The sequence below is a fragment of the Arthrobacter sp. BG3 genome (assembly GCF_056680185.1).
The window spans coordinates 622,167-637,779 of record NZ_CM155270.1 but is presented as its reverse complement, the minus strand read 5'-3'; the positions used below and the strand labels follow the sequence as shown (position 1 = coordinate 637,779).

Here is a 15,613-nt window from a genome sequence, read left to right as displayed (position 1 = left end):
CACAGCAGCAGGGCCGGTGGATTCATCCTCCGGCCCTGCTGCCGTTAAAGGCAGGTAGGATTGCAGGCAGATTTGGCACGTTTTTACTGAAAGGCCTTGATGACTGTCGTCCCCCTGCCGCTTGAGCAGAACCAGCACGCTGACTCCCTGATCCACGGCGCCGATGGCGGTTCCGAGGTGCGCCGTTCGGTCCTGCCCGGCGGCGTCCGGGTACTGACCGAGGCGATGCCGGGGCAGCGCTCGGCCACCATTGGTTTTTGGGTCGGCGTCGGCTCCCGCGACGAGGCGCCCGGCCAGCACGGCTCTACCCACTTCCTGGAGCACCTGCTGTTCAAGGGCACCAAGCGGCGCACCGCGCTCGAGATCGCCTCGGCCTTCGACGAGGTGGGCGGGGAATCCAACGCCGCCACGGCCAAGGAAAGCACCTGCTACTTCGCCCGCGTCCTGGACACCGACCTGCCGATGGCGATCGACGTCATCGCGGACATGATCACCGGCGCCGTGCTGGACCCGCAGGAGATGGAGCAGGAACGCGACGTCATCCTTGAAGAAATAGCGATGGACAGCGACGACCCCACCGACGTCGCCCACGAACACTTCGTCGCCGCCGTGCTGGGCACCCACCCGCTCGGCCGCCCGATCGGCGGCACCCCGGACGCCATCCGCGCCGTCGCACGCGACTCGGTCTGGGACCACTACCGCCGTTACTACCGCCCGGACGAGCTCGTCATCACCGCCGCCGGGGGACTGGACCACGACGTCGTCTGCGAACTGGTGGTGGATGCCCTGCACTCCGCCGGCTGGAGCCTGAAGGCGGACGCGGCCCCGGTGCAGCGGCGCTCCACCGACCGCGCCGACATCACCGGCACCGCCGGACTCCACGTGGTCAAGCGGCCGGTGGAGCAGGCCAACATCATTATGGGCTGCCCCACGATCGTCGCCACCGACGACCGCCGCTTCGTGATGAGCGTGCTCAACGCGGTGCTCGGCGGGGGCATGTCCTCCCGGCTGTTCCAGGAAGTCCGCGAAAAGCGCGGGCTGGTGTACTCGACCTACTCCTTCGCCTCCTCCTACGCCGACGCCGGCTACTTCGGCATGTATGCCGGCTGCACGCCGTCGAAAGTCCGGCAGGTCCTTGAGCTGCTCGGCGCCGAACTGGACAAGCTGGCCGGGGGCGGCATCTCCGAGGAGGAACTGCGCAAGGCCGTCGGGCAGCTCTGCGGCGGCATCGTGCTGGCCCTGGAGGACACCGGCTCCCGGATGTCCCGGCTGGGCCGGGCCGAACTTGTCTCCGGCGAGTACCAGGACATCGACGAGACCCTGCGCCAGATCAAGGCCGTCACCGCGGCGGAAGTGCAGGAGCTCGCCCGCGAACTCGCAGCTGCCCCGCGGACTGTCACGGTGGTGGGCCCCTTCGAGGAAACCGAGACCTTCGGCCTCTGAGGTCCGCCGGGGCGGCCGGGCCGCCTCCGCAGGCTGCTGAGCCGGTCCCGGACGCCGCTGAACTGGGGCTGCACCGGTCCGGGGCGGCTGGCCCGATCCTAGACACGGCAGGCGTCGCCGCGTGATGATGGGGACGGGTAACTTGGGAGGACCGCTGGAAGGAACCCCTGGAAGGAAAATATGGACCGGCCGCTGCCAGGCAGTGCACACGAGGCGCTTGAGGCGTTCCTGGGGCACTGGACCGGGACCACGCAGTGGCAGGCCACGCCCTGGGGCCCGGCGCGTATTGCCGCCATCGAACTGACCTTCGCCCGCGCAGCCGCCGGGCTGGCCGTCACCCACAGCTACCGGCACACGGAAGCCGACGGCACCCGCTCCGAGGGCCACGGTGTCTTCACCATGGACGCGGACCACCCGGACACCCTCTGGTACCACGTCAACAGCATGGGGCTGCCCCCGGAGGCGCCCGCGCGGGCCAGCTGGCAGGAGGGCACCCTCACCATGGAACGGCGCAGCGGGCGCGGCACGTCCCGGCATACCTTCCGGGTGGACGACGGCGTGCTGACGCACAGTGCCGGCCTCCGGCTGGGTTCCGCGAGCGAATTTACCCCCTTTATGGTCTCGGTCTGCCGGCGTGTGTCCAAGGATGCCGCCGTCCCCGCCTGAGTCTTCCGCCGTCACCGCGGCACCGTCGTGCTGCCTTCGCCGCTGAACGGCTGCGCTGCCGCGCCCGCAGTGCTGCCGCGCCCCAGCCATGCCGCCGTCGCGCCCAAACCGTTGCCATAACGTTGTAAAGCGCCGCTTGGAATCCGTTGACAGGCAGTGAGCTGCATCATAGATTTGCCGTAATCTGAATCACCTTTCAGGTTCAGCGCAAAATCTCAGTCATCTCGTGCCAGATTCCGTGGATTCTCAATGAAAGGCATCCCGTGAAGGATACAAAGAAGTTCCTGCTGGCCGCCGTTATGGCCACCGGGCTCGCCCTCAGCGCCTGTGCGCCCACTGCCGGCAGCGCAGCACCGGCCGCGTCCGGCGGCACCAAGGCCGCCGATCCGGTCAATGTCGGCATCATCTACTCCAAGACCGGACCGCTGGCCGCCTACGGCGCCACCTACTACGAAGGCCTGCAGGCCGGCATCGATTACGCCACCGGCGGGACCGGCGCCGTCAACGGCGCCAAGATCAACCTGACCTACGCCGACGACGGTGGCGACCCGGACAAGGCCGTTACGGCCGCCAAGGACCTGATCGGCAAGGGCTACAAGATTATCGGCGGCACGGTCAGCTCCGGCATCGCGCTCAAGCTGGCGGAACAGGCCGCCCAGAACAAGGTCCTCTACATCTCCGGGCCGGCCGCCACCGACGCCATCCAGGGCATCAACAAGTACACCTTCCGCTCGGGCCGCCAGAGCCTGCAGGACGTGGCCACCGCCGGGTCCTTCATCGACACCAAGGGCAAGAAGGTCGTCGTCTTCGCCCAGGACAACGCGTTCGGCCAGGGCAATGTCGCAGCCGTCAAGGCCGTCCTCGGTGCCAAGGGCGCCACCGTGGAGGCGGTCCTGGTTCCGGACGGACAGGAGCTGACCCCCTTCGCCCGCCAGCTCATTGATGCGAAGCCGGACATGGTCTTCGTGGCCTGGGCCGGGGCAACTTCCGGCACCATGTGGCAGACCCTGAGCCAGCAGGGCGCCTTCGACGCCGCCCCGATCGTCACCGGCCTCGGCGACGCCGCCACCTTCGGCGCCTACGGCGAGGCCACTGCCAAGATCAGCTTCCTGAACCACTACTTCCCGGGCGCTTCCGGCACTGACGTGGAGAAGAAGATGATCGCCGCCGTCGAGAAGGCCGGCCAGAAGGCCGACCTCTTCACCCCCGACGGCTTCGTCGCCGGCCAGATGATCGCCCAGGCCGTCAAGGACGGCGGCACCGACGCCGATGCCATGGTCAAGGCACTCGAGGGCTTCAGCTTCGACGGCCCCAAGGGCAAAGAAACCGTCCGCGCCTCGGACCACGCCCTGGTCCAGGACATGTACCAGGTCAAGCTCGTCCAGACGGGCAGCACTTGGGCCCCCGAGCTCATCAAGGTGGTTGGGGGCGACACGGTCGCCCCGCCGGAAAAGAAGTAGCCAGGCGCGGCGCCGTACCCCCAGCGGGAACAGACACCCACGGCGCCGCACCCCGGCGGGAACAAACACCCGCGGCAGCAAATCCCCGCGTGAACGGGCCCCCGCGGGAAACAGGCCCCCGCGGTAACCGACACTGACGCCCCAAGCCACGAAGGATCCGAATGAAATCCCCAGCCCTGCCCGCCCTTGCGGTGGACGGCCTTGGCCTGCAGATCGGCGGTGCCCGCATCCTCCAGGATGTCAGCTTCGACGTCGGCGCGGGCGAAATGGTCGGCGTCATCGGCCCGAACGGTGCCGGCAAGACCACCTTGTTCAACCTGATTTCCGGCGTGATCCGGCCCAGCGCGGGCACCATCACGCTGAACGGCAGCGAGATCACGGCCGCGCCGATCCACCGCAGGGCAAAGGCAGGGCTTGGGCGGACCTTCCAGACCTCCAACCTGTTTCCCCGCCTCAGCGTGCTGGAAAACGTCCGGCTCGCCGCCCAGGCCGAAATCGGCGGCAGCTTCAACATCCTTCGCTTCCCCTCGGCCTCCGACGAAGCCACCCGGATTGCCCGCGGCACCATCGGGGAGGTCGGCCTCACCGGCCAGCTCTCGACGGCGGCGGGGGACCTCTCCCACGGCGAGAAACGCAAGGTGGAGATCGCCGTGCTGCTGGCGACCGATCCCGCCGTCGTGCTCCTGGACGAACCAATGGCCGGGGTGGCGTCGGGGGACGTGCCGTCCCTCACCGCGATCATCCGTGGGCTGCACCGGGACCGCGGCTGCACCGTGATGATGGTGGAGCACCACATGGATGTGGTCCTGGGGCTCGTGGACCGGGTCGCTGTGATGCACCACGGCAGCCTGCTGGCGCTGGACAGCCCGGAGGCCGTGATGGCGGACCCCACCGTGCAGAGTGCCTACCTGGGAGAACCCGTATGAGCGCCGCAGCCCAAAGCCGCCCCATCCTGACCGTGCAGGGACTCAACGCCCACATCGCCGGGCAGCAGGTCGTGGAGGACGTCAGCTTCGCCGTCCCGGCCACCGGCATCACGGCGCTGCTGGGCCGCAACGGCGTCGGGAAGACCAGCACCATCAAGGCCATCATCGGCCTGATCGAGCGCACCGGGGCCGTGGAGCTCGACGGCGAGCGGATCGAGAAGGAACCGACGTTCAAAATCATCCGCAGCGGCGTGGGCTACGTTCCCGAGGACCGCGAGGTGTTCTCCAAGCTCACGGTGGCGGAAAACCTCCGGCTCGCCGAACGCGACGCCGCACCCCGTCGTCAGCTTGTCGAGGAGCTCTTCCCGGACCTGCTGGCCCGGTCGGCCCAGATGGCCGGCACCCTCTCCGGCGGCCAGCAGCAGATGGTCTCGCTGGCGCGCGCCCTTCTGAACACCAACAAGATCCTCCTCGTCGACGAACCCACCAAGGGCCTTGCCCCTAAAATCGTCGCCGAGGTGGCCGAGACCCTCGCCGAAGCCGCGAAAACCGTCCCCATCCTCCTGGTCGAGCAAAACCTGCATGTGGTCCGCCAGCTCGCCGGGGGAGCCGTCGTTGTCTCCGGCGGCCGGGTCGTCCACACCGGCAACGCCCTGGAGTTCCTCGACGACGCCGACCTGACCCGGCGGCTGCTGGGCGTCTCCACTGAGCCGCCAGCCGGGAAGACAGCTGCGAAAGGCGCCGCCCTGTGAGTACCGTCGTCCTCCTGCTCTTCACCGGCCTGGGCCTGGGTGCCCTGTACTTTCTCGTGGCCGCCGGACTGTCCCTGATTTACGGGCTGATGGGCGTGCTCAACTTCGCGCACGGTGCCTTCCTGACCCTGGGTGCCTTCACCGGCTGGGAAATCGCCCGCCGGACCGGCTCGGACAACTGGGGGACGTTCCTGCTCTCCCTGCTGGTCGGAGCCGCCGCCGGTGCCGCGTTTGCCGCCTTCACCGAGTTCGTGCTGATCCGCCGGCTGTACCAGCGGCACATCGAGCAGGTCCTCATCACGGTGGGCCTCTCGCTCGCCGCGGTCGCCCTCTTCGACGGCATCTGGGGCACCGACCCGGTGTTCATCCAGGGACCACCCTGGTTCAAGGAGACCACCGAGATCCTGGGCGCCCGCGTCCCCAACGACCGGTTTGTCTGCATCATCGCCGCCGTCCTGGTGCTGCTCGCCCTGGTGTTCTTCCTGAAGAACACCCGCTACGGCATGATCATCCGCGCCGGCGTCGAGAACCGCTCCATGGTGACGGCCCTCGGCATCGACGTGCGCAAGGCCTTTACCCTGGTCTTCACGATCGGCGGCGCCGCCGCCGGCCTGGGCGGTGTCCTGGCCTCGCACTACTTCGGCTACGTCTCGCCGATGCTGGGCGGCTCGCTTTTGATCTTTGCCTTCATCGTCACTGTGATCGGCGGACTGGGTTCGCTGACCGGTGCGGCCATCGCCGCGGTCGCCGTCGCCATCCTGCAGCAGTTCGCCAATTTCTACCTCGGCGGCACCGGCGACTTCGTCGTGGTCTTGGCCCTGGCGCTCGTGCTGCTGTTCCGTCCCTCCGGCCTGCTCGGGAGAACCTCATGACCACCGATACCGACGCCGCCGGCACCAACAGGGCGGCCACCGACAGCACGGGCAGCCAGGGCGCCGGTGCGGCCGCCCGGGAGACCCGCCGGACAACCGCCGCCAACGGGCCCGGCCGGCCGCGCCTGACCCGCCGGAGGATCGCCGGCAGCGCCGCCGGGCTCGCCGGAATCGTGCTCCTGGTGCTGCTGCCGCTGCTCAACCTGTCCCTGCCCGGCGTGCTGCCCGGCCCGACGTACACGCCGGGATCCCTGCAACTGCTCGCAATGTGCATGCTGATGGCCGCCGCAGCGCTGACCTACCACCTGCTGCTCGGCGTCGCCGGGCTGCTCTCTTTCGGCCACGCCCTCTACTTCGGCGCCGGCGTCTACGGGCTGGCCATCATCCTGCAGAACCTGGACATCCCGCTGCTGCCCGCGATGGGACTGACCCTGCTGATCGTGATCGTGCTGGCCCATGTGGTGGGCAGCATCAGCCTCCGGGTCAGCGGCATCCCCTTCGCCATGGTCACGCTCGCGTTCGCGCAGGCCGGTTCCGTGATCGTGGGCCGCAACCCGGACGGCCGGACCGGCGGAGACGAAGGCCTCACGCTGCGCACCGACAACCTGCCCGACTTCCTCGTCGGGGTGGTCAATACCCGCAACCTCTACTGGCTGGCCCTGGCGGTGCTCGTGGCCGTGTTCATCATTGTCACCTGGGTGCAGTCCTCCCGCGCCGGCCACGTCGCCGCCGCGGTCCGCGAGAATGAACTCCGCGTCCGTGTCCTGGGCCTGCAGCCGTACCTCGTGAAGCTGCTGATCTTCGTGGTCGCGGCCATCCTGGTCAGCATCATCGGCATGGTGTTCCTGCTGCTGCAGAGCGGCGCCGTGCCGCGCGCCATGTCCGCGGACCTGACCATCACCCTGCTCGTTATGGTGGTCCTGGGCGGCGTCGGTTCGCGCTGGGGCGCTGTGATCGGCGGCGTCTTTTACACCATCCTGGACCAGCGCCTCACCACCCTGGCCAACTCCGACGCCATCGCAGCGCTGCCGGACATCCTGCGGGTACCGTTGTCTGAACCCCTGTTCATCCTGGGCACCCTGTTCATCCTCGTGGTGCTCTTCCTGCCCGGCGGACTGACGGGCACCGCGCAGCGGCTGGCCCAGCGCCGCAACCGGCGCGGGGGCACCGGGGCCCGTGACGGCGGCGGAAATGACAGCACCGGCGGCCGGGCCGCCGCCGGTCACGGCACGGCAGCGGCCCGCGACGTCCTGGAGGAATCAGCATGAGCAACACCAACGGTCCCGGTCAGGCGGACGGACTGCACACCCTGGGCCGCTGGACTGCCGACCGCTCCCTCGCCACCCCGCAGCGGATAGCGGTCGATGACCGCGGCTGCACGCTGAGCTACGGCGAGCTGGAACGACGGGCAGCGGGCCTCGCCGCCGCCCTCAAGACCGCCGGCTACGCCGCCGGGGAACGGATCGCGACCCTGACCGGCAACAGCTCGGACCACGTGGTGGCCTTCTTCGCCTGCGCCAAAGCCGGGCTGGTCCTGGCGCCGCTGTCCTGGCGGCTCTCGGCCCAGGAACTCGCCGCGCAGCTCGAGCTCGCCGACCCCCAGCTCCTGCTTGTCGAGGACGAACTGGACTCCCTCGCCGCCGCGGCGTGCGGCCGGCTCGCACACCGGCCACGGACCGCCGCGCTGGGCCCCGGCGGCGTAGAAAAGTCGGTGCCCCCGCCGTCCCGCAGGCTGGCGGCAGCAGTGCCGGGCACGGTAGCCCGCCGGAGCGAAGCCCACCTGCAGGAAGCAGCCAGGGAGGTGCGCGACGACGACCCGCTCCTGATGATCTTCACCTCAGGCACCGAAGGGGCCAGCAAGGCCGCCGTACTGACCCACGCCAACTGCTTCTGGACCAACCTTTCGCTGTCCCGGACGATGGATCTGGGCAGCACCGACGTCATACTGGCGGTGCTGCCGCAGTTCCACGTCGGCGGCTGGAACATCCAGCCCCTGCTGGCCTGGTGGACCGGCGCCACCGTCGTGCTGGAACGCGGCTTCGAACCCGGCCGGGTCCTGCAGCTGATCGCGGAGCGGGGCGTGAGCATGCTGATGGGCGTCCCGACCCAGTACCTGATGCTCGCCGAACACCCCGACTTCGCCTCCGCGGAGCTCGGCAGCCTCCGGCACGCCGTGGTCGGCGGGGCGCCCATGCCGGCGCCGCTGCTGCGGATCTGGCACCGCAGGGGAGTGGCGTTGAGCCAGGGCTACGGGCTGACCGAGGCATCACCCAATGTGCTGTGCCTGGCCAACGAGGATGCCGTCCGGATGGTGGGATACTCCGGCAAACCGTACCCGCATGTCGCCGTCGCGGTGTCCGACCCGGTGACCGGGGAAATCCTGGACGGCGCCGCCTCCGGGGAACTGCTGGTGGGCGGCCCGGGGGTCTTCGCCGGGTACTTCCGCGACCCCGCCGCCACGGCCGCCGTCCTCGTCGGGGGATGGCTGCGGACGGGCGACCTCGTGGAGCGCGACGCCGAAGGCTACATCAAGGTGGTGGACCGGCTCAAGGACATCTACATTTCCGGCGGCGAGAACGTGGCCCCGGCCGAGGTCGAGGCAGTGCTGCTGGCCCATCCGGCGGTGGCGCAGGCCGCCGTCGTCGGGGTGGAAGATGAGCGCTGGGGCGAAACCGGGGTCGCCTTCGTCGTGATCCGCCCCGGCGTGGCCACGGATGAGCAGGAACTCCTCGAGCACTGCGCCGCCCAACTGGCGCATTTCAAGGTTCCCTCGCGGATCGAGACCGTTGCCGCGCTGCCCCGTACGGCGCTGAACAAGGTCCTGCGCGCCCGGCTCCGGCAGCAGCTGGACGGCCGGCAGCCGGACGGGCCGACGCGGGACGGGCGCCCCGAAAACGCCGCCGCCGCCCTCCCGGCACACGTGCCGGGAACCCTGCCCGCAAGCGGGAGCCGGCGGTGAGCGCCGCACCGCGCACCGCGAGGGGCACCCGCACCCGGGCCAAGCTGCTGCAGGCCGCCGAGACGCTGTTCGCCTCGGTGGGCTACCACGAGGCCTCGATCGTGAAGATCACTGAGGAGGCCGGCGTCGGGCTCGGCACCTTCTACCTCTACTTCGAGGGCAAACAGGCCATCTTCGACGAGGTCGTCGAGGATCTGAACCGGCGGGTCCGGCATGCCATGACGGACGCGGCACGGTCGGCCGGGACCCGGCTCGCGGCCGAACGCGCCGGATTCCGGGCCTTCTTCAAGTTCACCGCGGAACATCCCGCGCTGTACCGGATCATCCGGCAGGCCGAGTTCGTCTCGCCCGGGGCGCTGCGGCTGCACTACACCCGGATCGTCAACGGCTACATCGAAGGTCTCAAGGCCGCGCAGCTCAGCGGCGAAGTCCGGGACATGGACCCCACCGTGGCGGCCTGGGCCCTGATGGGCATCGGCGAGCTGATTGGCATGCGCTGGGTGCTGTGGGACGAGGAAGGCGCCGAACCCGCCCAGGGTGCCCGTCCGGACGTCCCGGAGGAAGTCTTCGAGGAAATGATGCAGTTCATCGAACGTGCGCTCGCCCCGTCACCGGGCGCCACCGCCACCGGCACCGGCCCCGGCCCTGCCTTCAATTCCGTTCAGACCCAGGAAGGGACAGCCCGATGAACCAGGCAGCCAGCAATCCAAGTTACCGGACCACCGAAGTGGAGGTCCGCGGCGGCACGCTGCACACCGCCCTCTGGGGTCCTGAGGATCCGGCCGCCCCGACGATCCTCGCCGTGCACGGCGTCACCGCGTCCCACATGGCCTGGCCCGTGCTGGCTGCGGCCCTGCCGGAGGTCAGGATCATTGCCCCGGACCTGCGGGGCCGGGGCCGTAGCAACGCGCTGCCCGCGCCCTACGGCATGCCCTCCCACGCCGAGGACCTCGCGGCCGTGCTGGCCGCGCTCAGCACCGGGCCCGCGGTCGTTGTGGGCCATTCGATGGGCGCCTTCGCCTCCGTGGTTCTCGCAAACCTTTTCCCGGAGCGGGTGCGCTCCCTCGTGCTGGTCGACGGCGGGCTGCCGCTGCAGGTGCCGGCGGGACTCAGCGACGAGCAAATCGTCACCGCCGTCCTCGGTCCCGCGGCCGAACGGCTCAACGCCACCTTCGCCAGCCGGGAGGTCTACCGCAGTTTCTGGAGGCAGCATCCGGCCTTCAGCTCGGACTGGAGCCCGGCCGTGGAGGAGTACGTGGATTACGACCTCACCGGCGAGGAGCCTGCGCTCCGGCCGGCCACACGGTACCAGGCGATGGCGGACGACACGTCCGAGCTTCACCGCGGCGCCTCGCTCCTGAAGGCCCTGGACGATCTCGCGGTGGACACGCTCGTGTTGCGGGCACCGCGCGGCCTGCTCGATGAACCCGGCGGCCTCTACGCGCCCGGCTATCTGGATGCCTGGGCGGGGAAGCTGCCGGCCCTGACCGTGCGCGAGGTCCCGGACGTCAACCACTACACGATCGTCATGGGCGCCGCGGGCGCCGCCGCCGTCGCGGACGCCGTGCGGGAGGCGCTGGCCGTCGCCTGAGGGGGGCGCATGCTTGCAGCTCCGGCTCCGCCCGCCGGTTGTCCGGCAGCCGGCCGTTGCCCCTGCCGCGGTATCACGCGGTATCACACGGCGGACTCCAGGAGCCGGGTTTTCGGGGCGCCCTGGAGGGCGGGTGCCGCCGTGGCGGAGGCCCACACGTTTGCCCGAAGGTTCGCCAGAAGTGCCTCCGCCTGGGCCCGCCGCTCGAAATCGAGTTCGACCACCACATAGCGCGGGTCCTCCACCGGGCGGCTGATCCGGTGTGCGGTGACCCCCGACGCCGCGCGGTTGACCGGATCACGGTCGAACGCCGTTTTCCACATGCCAAAATCCTTGATCGCGTGCTCGATCTGCAAGGTGTACATCGCACTCATTCCTTCCGTTTCCTGCCCCCTGTTTGGTGGCATGTTCCACGCTAGGCGGGGCCTGGCCCCGTGCGGTATCCCAGAAATCTGGTGGCGGGCGGCCGGACCCCGAAGCCGGATTGCGCAGGCGCATCCGGCGGGGCCCAGCCGGCAAACCCGGGGGCATACTGAATTCATGACCACCAGCTGGGCGCTGAGCCGGAGTCTGGAACGCATCGGGCAGCTCTGCCGGGACGTGCTGGACGACAAGGAGCTGCGCCGCGGAGTGCTTGCGGAACTGGGCCGGATGGTGCCGTTCAGCGCTTTTGCCTGGCCGCTGTCGGATCCTGAATCGGCCACCGGCGTTGCGCCGATGGCCAGGATCCCCTGCCCGGAAGAGCTGCCGGAGCTGATCCGGCTCAAGTACCTGACGCCCGTCTGCCGTTGGACCGCCCTCATCGGGCTGCCCCGGCCCGCGGCCACGCTGCTGATGGCCACGGGCGGCAATCCGGCGCGCAGTCCCCTCTGGAACGGGCTGCTGAACCGCTACGGCGTGACGGATGTGCTCTCGGCGGTCTTCGCTGACAAACATGGCTGCTGGGGCTGGCTGGATCTCTGGCGTGCCGGGGATGAAGGCACCTTTTCGGAGCCGGAGACCGACTACCTCGCCACGGCCGCGCCGCTCGTGGCGGCCGGCCTCCGGCGGAGCCGTGCGGCACAGTGCCGGCGGGACGCGGAAGCCGGCGAATCCGCCTGGCCGGCCGCCCGGAAGCCCTTGCCGCCCCAGGCGGTGCTGACCCTGGACGAGACTCTGGCCGTGGTGGGGCAGACGGCTTCGGCCGGTGACTGGCTGGGGCTGCTGCAGCGTGGGCCCCGGCCGTACGAGGGCGTTCCGGCGGAGGTCCTTAATGTTGCCGCCCAGCTGCTGGCCAGCGAAGCGGGGGTGGGCGCCCACGCTGCGATGTCGCGGGTCCCCATCGGCCTCGGCGCCTGGGCGCTTCTGCGCTCCACCCGGATGGAAGACGGCCGGACGGGGTCAACGCCACCGCTGGCCGTGACCATCCAGGAATGCCCGGCGGCGGACCGGCTCGAGGTGTTCGCCCGCTGCTTCGCCCTCACCCCGCAGCAGCACCGGTTGCTGGAACTCACTGCCGCGGGACTCAGCACGGCGGAGCTGGCCGCTGCCCTGCGGATCCGCCCCTACACCGTGCAGGACCAGTTCAAGGCTGTCTTCGCTGCCTGCGGCGTCCGGAGCCGGAGTGCGCTGCTGGGCCGGGCACTTGGCACCTGGAACAGGCTCGGCTAGCCGCCGGCGAACGGCGGCAGCACGTCGACGACGTCGTCCGGCTTCAGTGCCGCCGTGCGGTTCCGCACCGCCACCTCGTTGAGCAGGAAGCTGCTGCGGGACAGCAGCCGCGCCAGCGGCGGGGTCCCGGCCGGCGGTTCCGGACGCTCGACGGCGAGGATCGCCGCCAGCAGCGAGGCGACAGTGGCGTCCGCGGGGAGGTCAAAGCGCTCCTCGTCGACGCCGGCGGCAGCGCGCGCGGCAGCGAAGTAACGTACATTCACAGGTGGTTCAGCCTCCGATGGCGCTCATGCTGCGGTCCGGCTGGACGAAGTCCGGAGCGTCCAGTCCGACGTGGTCCATGCCGTGCGCCTTGGGCTTGATCCACATGGCGTCCTGCCAGCGCTCGGCGAGCTGTTCGTCGCTGGCGCCCTCGCGGAGCAGCCCCAGCAGGTCAACTTCCTCACGGGAGAACAGGCAGCTCATAATCTTGCCCTCGGCGGTAATGCGGGTGCGGCGGCAGTCGGAGCAGAACGGCTCGGTCACGGATGCGATGATCCCCACGGTTCCCAGCACCGGGCCGGTTGCCTCGGCGGTGCCGGGCACCCGGGCCCGGACCTCGAAGCGTTCGGCCGGGGCGCCGTCGCGGTCCCGCGGATCAGCGCTGAGGACATAGTCGACGGAGAGCAGTTCGCGGATTTCCGCGGCGGTGATCATGTTCCGGCGGGTCCAGCCGTGGTCGGCGTCGAGCGGCATCTGTTCGATGAAGCGCAGCTCGTAGCCGCGGTCCAGCGCCCAGGCCAGCAGCGCCGGGGACTCGACGTCGTTGATGCCGCGCATCAGCACCGCGTTGAGTTTTACAGGCCCCAGTCCGGCGGCCCAAGCGGCGTCCACACCGGCCAGGACCTTGTTCAGGAAGGGGCGGCGGGTCAGCTGGGTGAACGTTTCCTCATGGAGCGAGTCCAGTGAGACGTTGATCCGGGACAGCCCGGCAGCCTTGAGCCCGGCGGCTTTCTTGTCCAGCCCGACGGCGTTTGTGGTCATGGAGATCGGGAGGTCAGGGTGGGCCTGGCGGAGCGCGGAAATGATGTCCAGCAGGTCGGCCCGGACCAGCGGTTCGCCGCCGGTGAGCCGCAGCTCGCGCACACCGAGCATGTCGACGCCGATCCGCACGATCCGGACAATTTCCGCCGCCGACATAACAGCCTGTTTTGAGAGCCACTCCAGGCCCTCGGCCGGCATGCAGTAGGTGCAGCGCAGATTGCATTTGTCGGTCAGGGACAGCCGCATGTCCGTGGCGCGGCGGCCGTAGCGGTCGACGAGTCCGGCGGGCATTCCGGCGGGACGTCCGGGCAGCTGCGCGCCGGCGGTGCCCGCGCCGGGGCCGTCATCCGCGCGGGGCTGGGGCATACCAAGCTGAACACTCATAAGGTCAGGCTACGCCACCTCGGCGCCGGCATCACAGCTGGCGGGCCCGGGGATTCCTGCGACTGGTTGCCGGCGGGATACTGCGACTGGTTGCCGGCGGGATCCTGCCGGGGTCCCGACGCTCTTTGGCCTGCCGCCGGGCCGGCACGAAACCTATGCTGTAGAAGTGAACACCACGCAGCACGGGCAGCCGGGCGCACTCCCCACCCCCGGCCCGCAGACCCCCGGGCCGGGAATGACGGACCGGCAGGCGACCGGCCGGGCCGCGGTGGCCGGCATCGTCGCCGTCGGAACGGGGGTTGCCCTCGGGGAGCTCGCGGCAGGACTCGTGAGCCCCTCGCTCTCTCCGGTGACGGCTGTCGGCGGCGCCGTGATCGATGCGGTCCCGCCGGGCGTCAAGGAGTGGGCCATTGCGCTCTTCGGCACCGCGGACAAGGTTGCCTTGCTCGGTGGCATGGGGCTCCTCATCGCCGCCCTGGCAGCCCTGTCCGGAATTGTGGAGCTGCGGCGCCGCTTCGCCGGGGTCGCCATCATTGCCGTTTTCGGCGTGGTGGGGATGGTGGCCGTGCTGGGGCGGACCGAACTGACGGCGAACGCGGTCCCGGTCCCGCTGCTCGCCGCCGCGGTCGGCATGGTCCTGCTGCGGTGGCTGGTCCGCCGGCTGGGGGAGTGGCGCACCGACGCCGGGCTGCAGCCTGCCGGACCCGGCCCCACGGCACAGCCTGCCGGACCCGGACCCGGCCCCACGGCGCAGCCTCCCTCCCGCCGCCGCTTCTTCCAGACGCTCGGCGGAACGGCAGCCGTCGCCGTGGTGGCCGGCCTGCTGGCCACGACGTTCCGGGGAGCCGCCGCCGCAGTCAGTGAACTGCGCAGCAAGCTGGCGCTCCCCGCCCCGGCGTCACCGGCACCGCCGATCCCGGCCGGCGCCGAGGTCCGGCTGGACGGTGTGGGCCCGCTGGTGACCCCCAACAAGGATTTCTACCGGATCGACACCGCCCTGCGCGTCCCGGTGGTGGACCCGGACCAGTGGACCCTGAAAGTCACCGGGCTCGTGGAGAAGGAGGTCTCACTGGACTTCGCCGCACTGCTGGCCAAACCCCTGATCGAACGCCACATCACCATCGCCTGCGTCTCCAACGAGGTCGGCGGGGACCTGATCGGCAACGCCCGCTGGCTCGGTTGGCCGGTCCGGGAATTGCTCGCCCTCGCGGGCCCGAAGGACGGCGCGGACATGGTCCTTTCCCGCAGCGCGGACGGCTGGACCGCCGGCACCCCGTTGGAGGTTCTGGGCGACAACCGGGACGCGCTCCTGGCCAGCGGCATGAACGGAGAACCCTTGCCGCTGGAGCACGGCTTCCCGGTCCGGCTCATTGTCCCAGGCCTCTACGGCTACGTTTCGGCGACCAAGTGGGTTACCGAACTCAAGGTGACGCGTTTTGCCGATGACGTCGGCTACTGGACGACCCGCGGCTGGAGCGAGCGCGGTCCGGTCAAGACCTCCTCCCGCATCGACGTGCCCCGGGACGGCCGCTCCGTCAGCGCCGGAACCGTGGCCTTCGGCGGGGTCGCCTGGGCCCAGCACACCGGGATCGGGCGGGTGGAGCTCAGGATCAACCGCGGGGCGTGGCAGCCAGCGGAGCTCGCCCCCGGGATCTCAAAAGACACCTGGTACCAGTGGAAGCTGGCCGTACCGCTGACCCCCGGCCAGTACGAGGTCCAGGTCCGTGCCACGGACCTCAACGGCGTCGCGCAGGTCGAGGACCGCGCGCCGGTGGCGCCCAGTGGGGCCACCGGCTTTCACACGGTTAGAGTTGACGTGAAGTCCTAACGGGCCCGGCGCGCACGCCAGGCCCGGGAGCCGGGCCGGCGAGCTAAGCCAAAGGCCCA

At 70.0% G+C, this 15,613-nt stretch carries 15 protein-coding genes; 12 read left to right on the top strand and 3 right to left on the bottom strand.

Annotation, left to right across the window (positions count from 1 at the left end):
• Window positions 1-99 precede the first annotated feature (99 nt).
• The 10 genes from AC1MFL_RS02900 to AC1MFL_RS02855 all read left to right on the top strand — a co-directional run bounded on the left by AC1MFL_RS02900 (window position 100) and on the right by AC1MFL_RS02855 (window position 10,669).
• Window positions 100-1,443, top strand: a complete 1,344-nt coding sequence (locus tag AC1MFL_RS02900) for a M16 family metallopeptidase (RefSeq protein WP_479813318.1) — start codon at window positions 100-102, stop codon at window positions 1,441-1,443.
• Window positions 1,444-1,623: 180 nt separating this feature from the next.
• Complete coding sequence (locus tag AC1MFL_RS02895) at window positions 1,624-2,109, top strand: DUF1579 domain-containing protein (protein WP_479813316.1); 486 nt, start codon at window positions 1,624-1,626, stop codon at window positions 2,107-2,109.
• A 263-nt stretch (window positions 2,110-2,372) separates the two neighbouring features.
• On the top strand, window positions 2,373-3,569 hold the full coding sequence (locus AC1MFL_RS02890; RefSeq protein ID WP_479813314.1) for a substrate-binding domain-containing protein: 1,197 nt from the start codon (window positions 2,373-2,375) through the stop codon (window positions 3,567-3,569).
• A gap of 161 nt (window positions 3,570-3,730) precedes the next feature.
• Window positions 3,731-4,495, top strand: a complete 765-nt coding sequence (locus AC1MFL_RS02885) for an ABC transporter ATP-binding protein (RefSeq protein ID WP_479813312.1) — start codon at window positions 3,731-3,733, stop codon at window positions 4,493-4,495.
• Entirely contained in the window at window positions 4,492-5,247 is a 756-nt protein-coding gene (locus AC1MFL_RS02880; RefSeq protein ID WP_479813310.1) for an ABC transporter ATP-binding protein, read from the top strand. The genes AC1MFL_RS02885 and AC1MFL_RS02880 overlap by 4 nt, the downstream gene beginning before the upstream one ends.
• The gene (locus AC1MFL_RS02875) at window positions 5,244-6,119 is read left to right on the top strand and encodes a branched-chain amino acid ABC transporter permease (protein ID WP_479813308.1); all 876 of its coding nucleotides are present in this window, start codon (window positions 5,244-5,246) and stop codon (window positions 6,117-6,119) included. The genes AC1MFL_RS02880 and AC1MFL_RS02875 overlap by 4 nt, the downstream gene beginning before the upstream one ends.
• Window positions 6,116-7,387, top strand: coding sequence for a branched-chain amino acid ABC transporter permease (locus AC1MFL_RS02870; protein ID WP_479813306.1), 1,272 nt, complete (start codon window positions 6,116-6,118; stop codon window positions 7,385-7,387). The genes AC1MFL_RS02875 and AC1MFL_RS02870 overlap by 4 nt, the downstream gene beginning before the upstream one ends.
• Window positions 7,384-9,078 (top strand): class I adenylate-forming enzyme family protein, encoded by a 1,695-nt coding sequence (locus tag AC1MFL_RS02865; protein WP_479813304.1) that lies wholly within the window; start codon window positions 7,384-7,386, stop codon window positions 9,076-9,078. The genes AC1MFL_RS02870 and AC1MFL_RS02865 overlap by 4 nt, the downstream gene beginning before the upstream one ends.
• A complete protein-coding gene (locus tag AC1MFL_RS02860; RefSeq protein WP_479813302.1) occupies window positions 9,075-9,767 on the top strand; it encodes a TetR/AcrR family transcriptional regulator in 693 nt (230 codons plus the stop codon). The genes AC1MFL_RS02865 and AC1MFL_RS02860 overlap by 4 nt, the downstream gene beginning before the upstream one ends.
• Window positions 9,764-10,669, top strand: a complete 906-nt coding sequence (locus tag AC1MFL_RS02855) for an alpha/beta hydrolase (RefSeq protein ID WP_479813300.1) — start codon at window positions 9,764-9,766, stop codon at window positions 10,667-10,669. The genes AC1MFL_RS02860 and AC1MFL_RS02855 overlap by 4 nt, the downstream gene beginning before the upstream one ends.
• An 83-nt stretch (window positions 10,670-10,752) precedes the next feature.
• Here AC1MFL_RS02855 and AC1MFL_RS02850 read toward each other — a convergent pair whose 3' ends face one another.
• On the bottom strand, window positions 10,753-11,034 hold the full coding sequence (locus tag AC1MFL_RS02850) for a hypothetical protein (protein WP_479813299.1): 282 nt from the start codon (window positions 11,032-11,034) through the stop codon (window positions 10,753-10,755).
• A 175-nt stretch (window positions 11,035-11,209) separates the two neighbouring features.
• On the opposite strand from AC1MFL_RS02850, the gene AC1MFL_RS02845 reads away from it, so the two are divergent.
• Entirely contained in the window at window positions 11,210-12,319 is a 1,110-nt protein-coding gene (locus AC1MFL_RS02845; protein ID WP_479813297.1) for a helix-turn-helix transcriptional regulator, read from the top strand.
• Here the strand turns inward: AC1MFL_RS02845 and AC1MFL_RS02840 are convergent.
• Window positions 12,316-12,582, bottom strand: a complete 267-nt coding sequence (locus AC1MFL_RS02840; RefSeq protein WP_226761114.1) for a MoaD/ThiS family protein — start codon at window positions 12,580-12,582, stop codon at window positions 12,316-12,318. The two genes, AC1MFL_RS02845 and AC1MFL_RS02840, sit on opposite strands and share 4 nt — an antisense overlap.
• Before the next feature lie 7 nt (window positions 12,583-12,589).
• A complete protein-coding gene (gene moaA / locus AC1MFL_RS02835; protein ID WP_479813295.1) occupies window positions 12,590-13,726 on the bottom strand; it encodes a GTP 3',8-cyclase MoaA in 1,137 nt (378 codons plus the stop codon).
• A gap of 235 nt (window positions 13,727-13,961) precedes the next feature.
• Here moaA and AC1MFL_RS02830 point away from each other — a divergent pair, with 235 nt between their 5' ends.
• Entirely contained in the window at window positions 13,962-15,554 is a 1,593-nt protein-coding gene (locus tag AC1MFL_RS02830; RefSeq protein WP_479815279.1) for a molybdopterin-dependent oxidoreductase, read from the top strand.
• Window positions 15,555-15,613 lie beyond the last annotated feature (59 nt).

Coding starts and splice junctions, on each gene's coding strand:
- AC1MFL_RS02900 (WP_479813318.1), top strand. CDS start 100: ATGACTGTCGTCCCCCTGCCGCTTGAGCAGAACCAGCACGCTGACTCC.
- AC1MFL_RS02895 (WP_479813316.1), top strand. CDS start 1,624: ATGGACCGGCCGCTGCCAGGCAGTGCACACGAGGCGCTTGAGGCGTTC.
- AC1MFL_RS02885 (WP_479813312.1), top strand. CDS start 3,731: ATGAAATCCCCAGCCCTGCCCGCCCTTGCGGTGGACGGCCTTGGCCTG.
- AC1MFL_RS02880 (WP_479813310.1), top strand. CDS start 4,492: ATGAGCGCCGCAGCCCAAAGCCGCCCCATCCTGACCGTGCAGGGACTC.
- AC1MFL_RS02870 (WP_479813306.1), top strand. CDS start 6,116: ATGACCACCGATACCGACGCCGCCGGCACCAACAGGGCGGCCACCGAC.
- AC1MFL_RS02865 (WP_479813304.1), top strand. CDS start 7,384: ATGAGCAACACCAACGGTCCCGGTCAGGCGGACGGACTGCACACCCTG.
- AC1MFL_RS02855 (WP_479813300.1), top strand. CDS start 9,764: ATGAACCAGGCAGCCAGCAATCCAAGTTACCGGACCACCGAAGTGGAG.
- AC1MFL_RS02850 (WP_479813299.1), bottom strand. CDS start 11,034: ATGTACACCTTGCAGATCGAGCACGCGATCAAGGATTTTGGCATGTGG.
- AC1MFL_RS02845 (WP_479813297.1), top strand. CDS start 11,210: ATGACCACCAGCTGGGCGCTGAGCCGGAGTCTGGAACGCATCGGGCAG.
- moaA (WP_479813295.1), bottom strand. CDS start 13,726: ATGAGTGTTCAGCTTGGTATGCCCCAGCCCCGCGCGGATGACGGCCCC.
- AC1MFL_RS02830 (WP_479815279.1), top strand. CDS start 13,962: ATGACGGACCGGCAGGCGACCGGCCGGGCCGCGGTGGCCGGCATCGTC.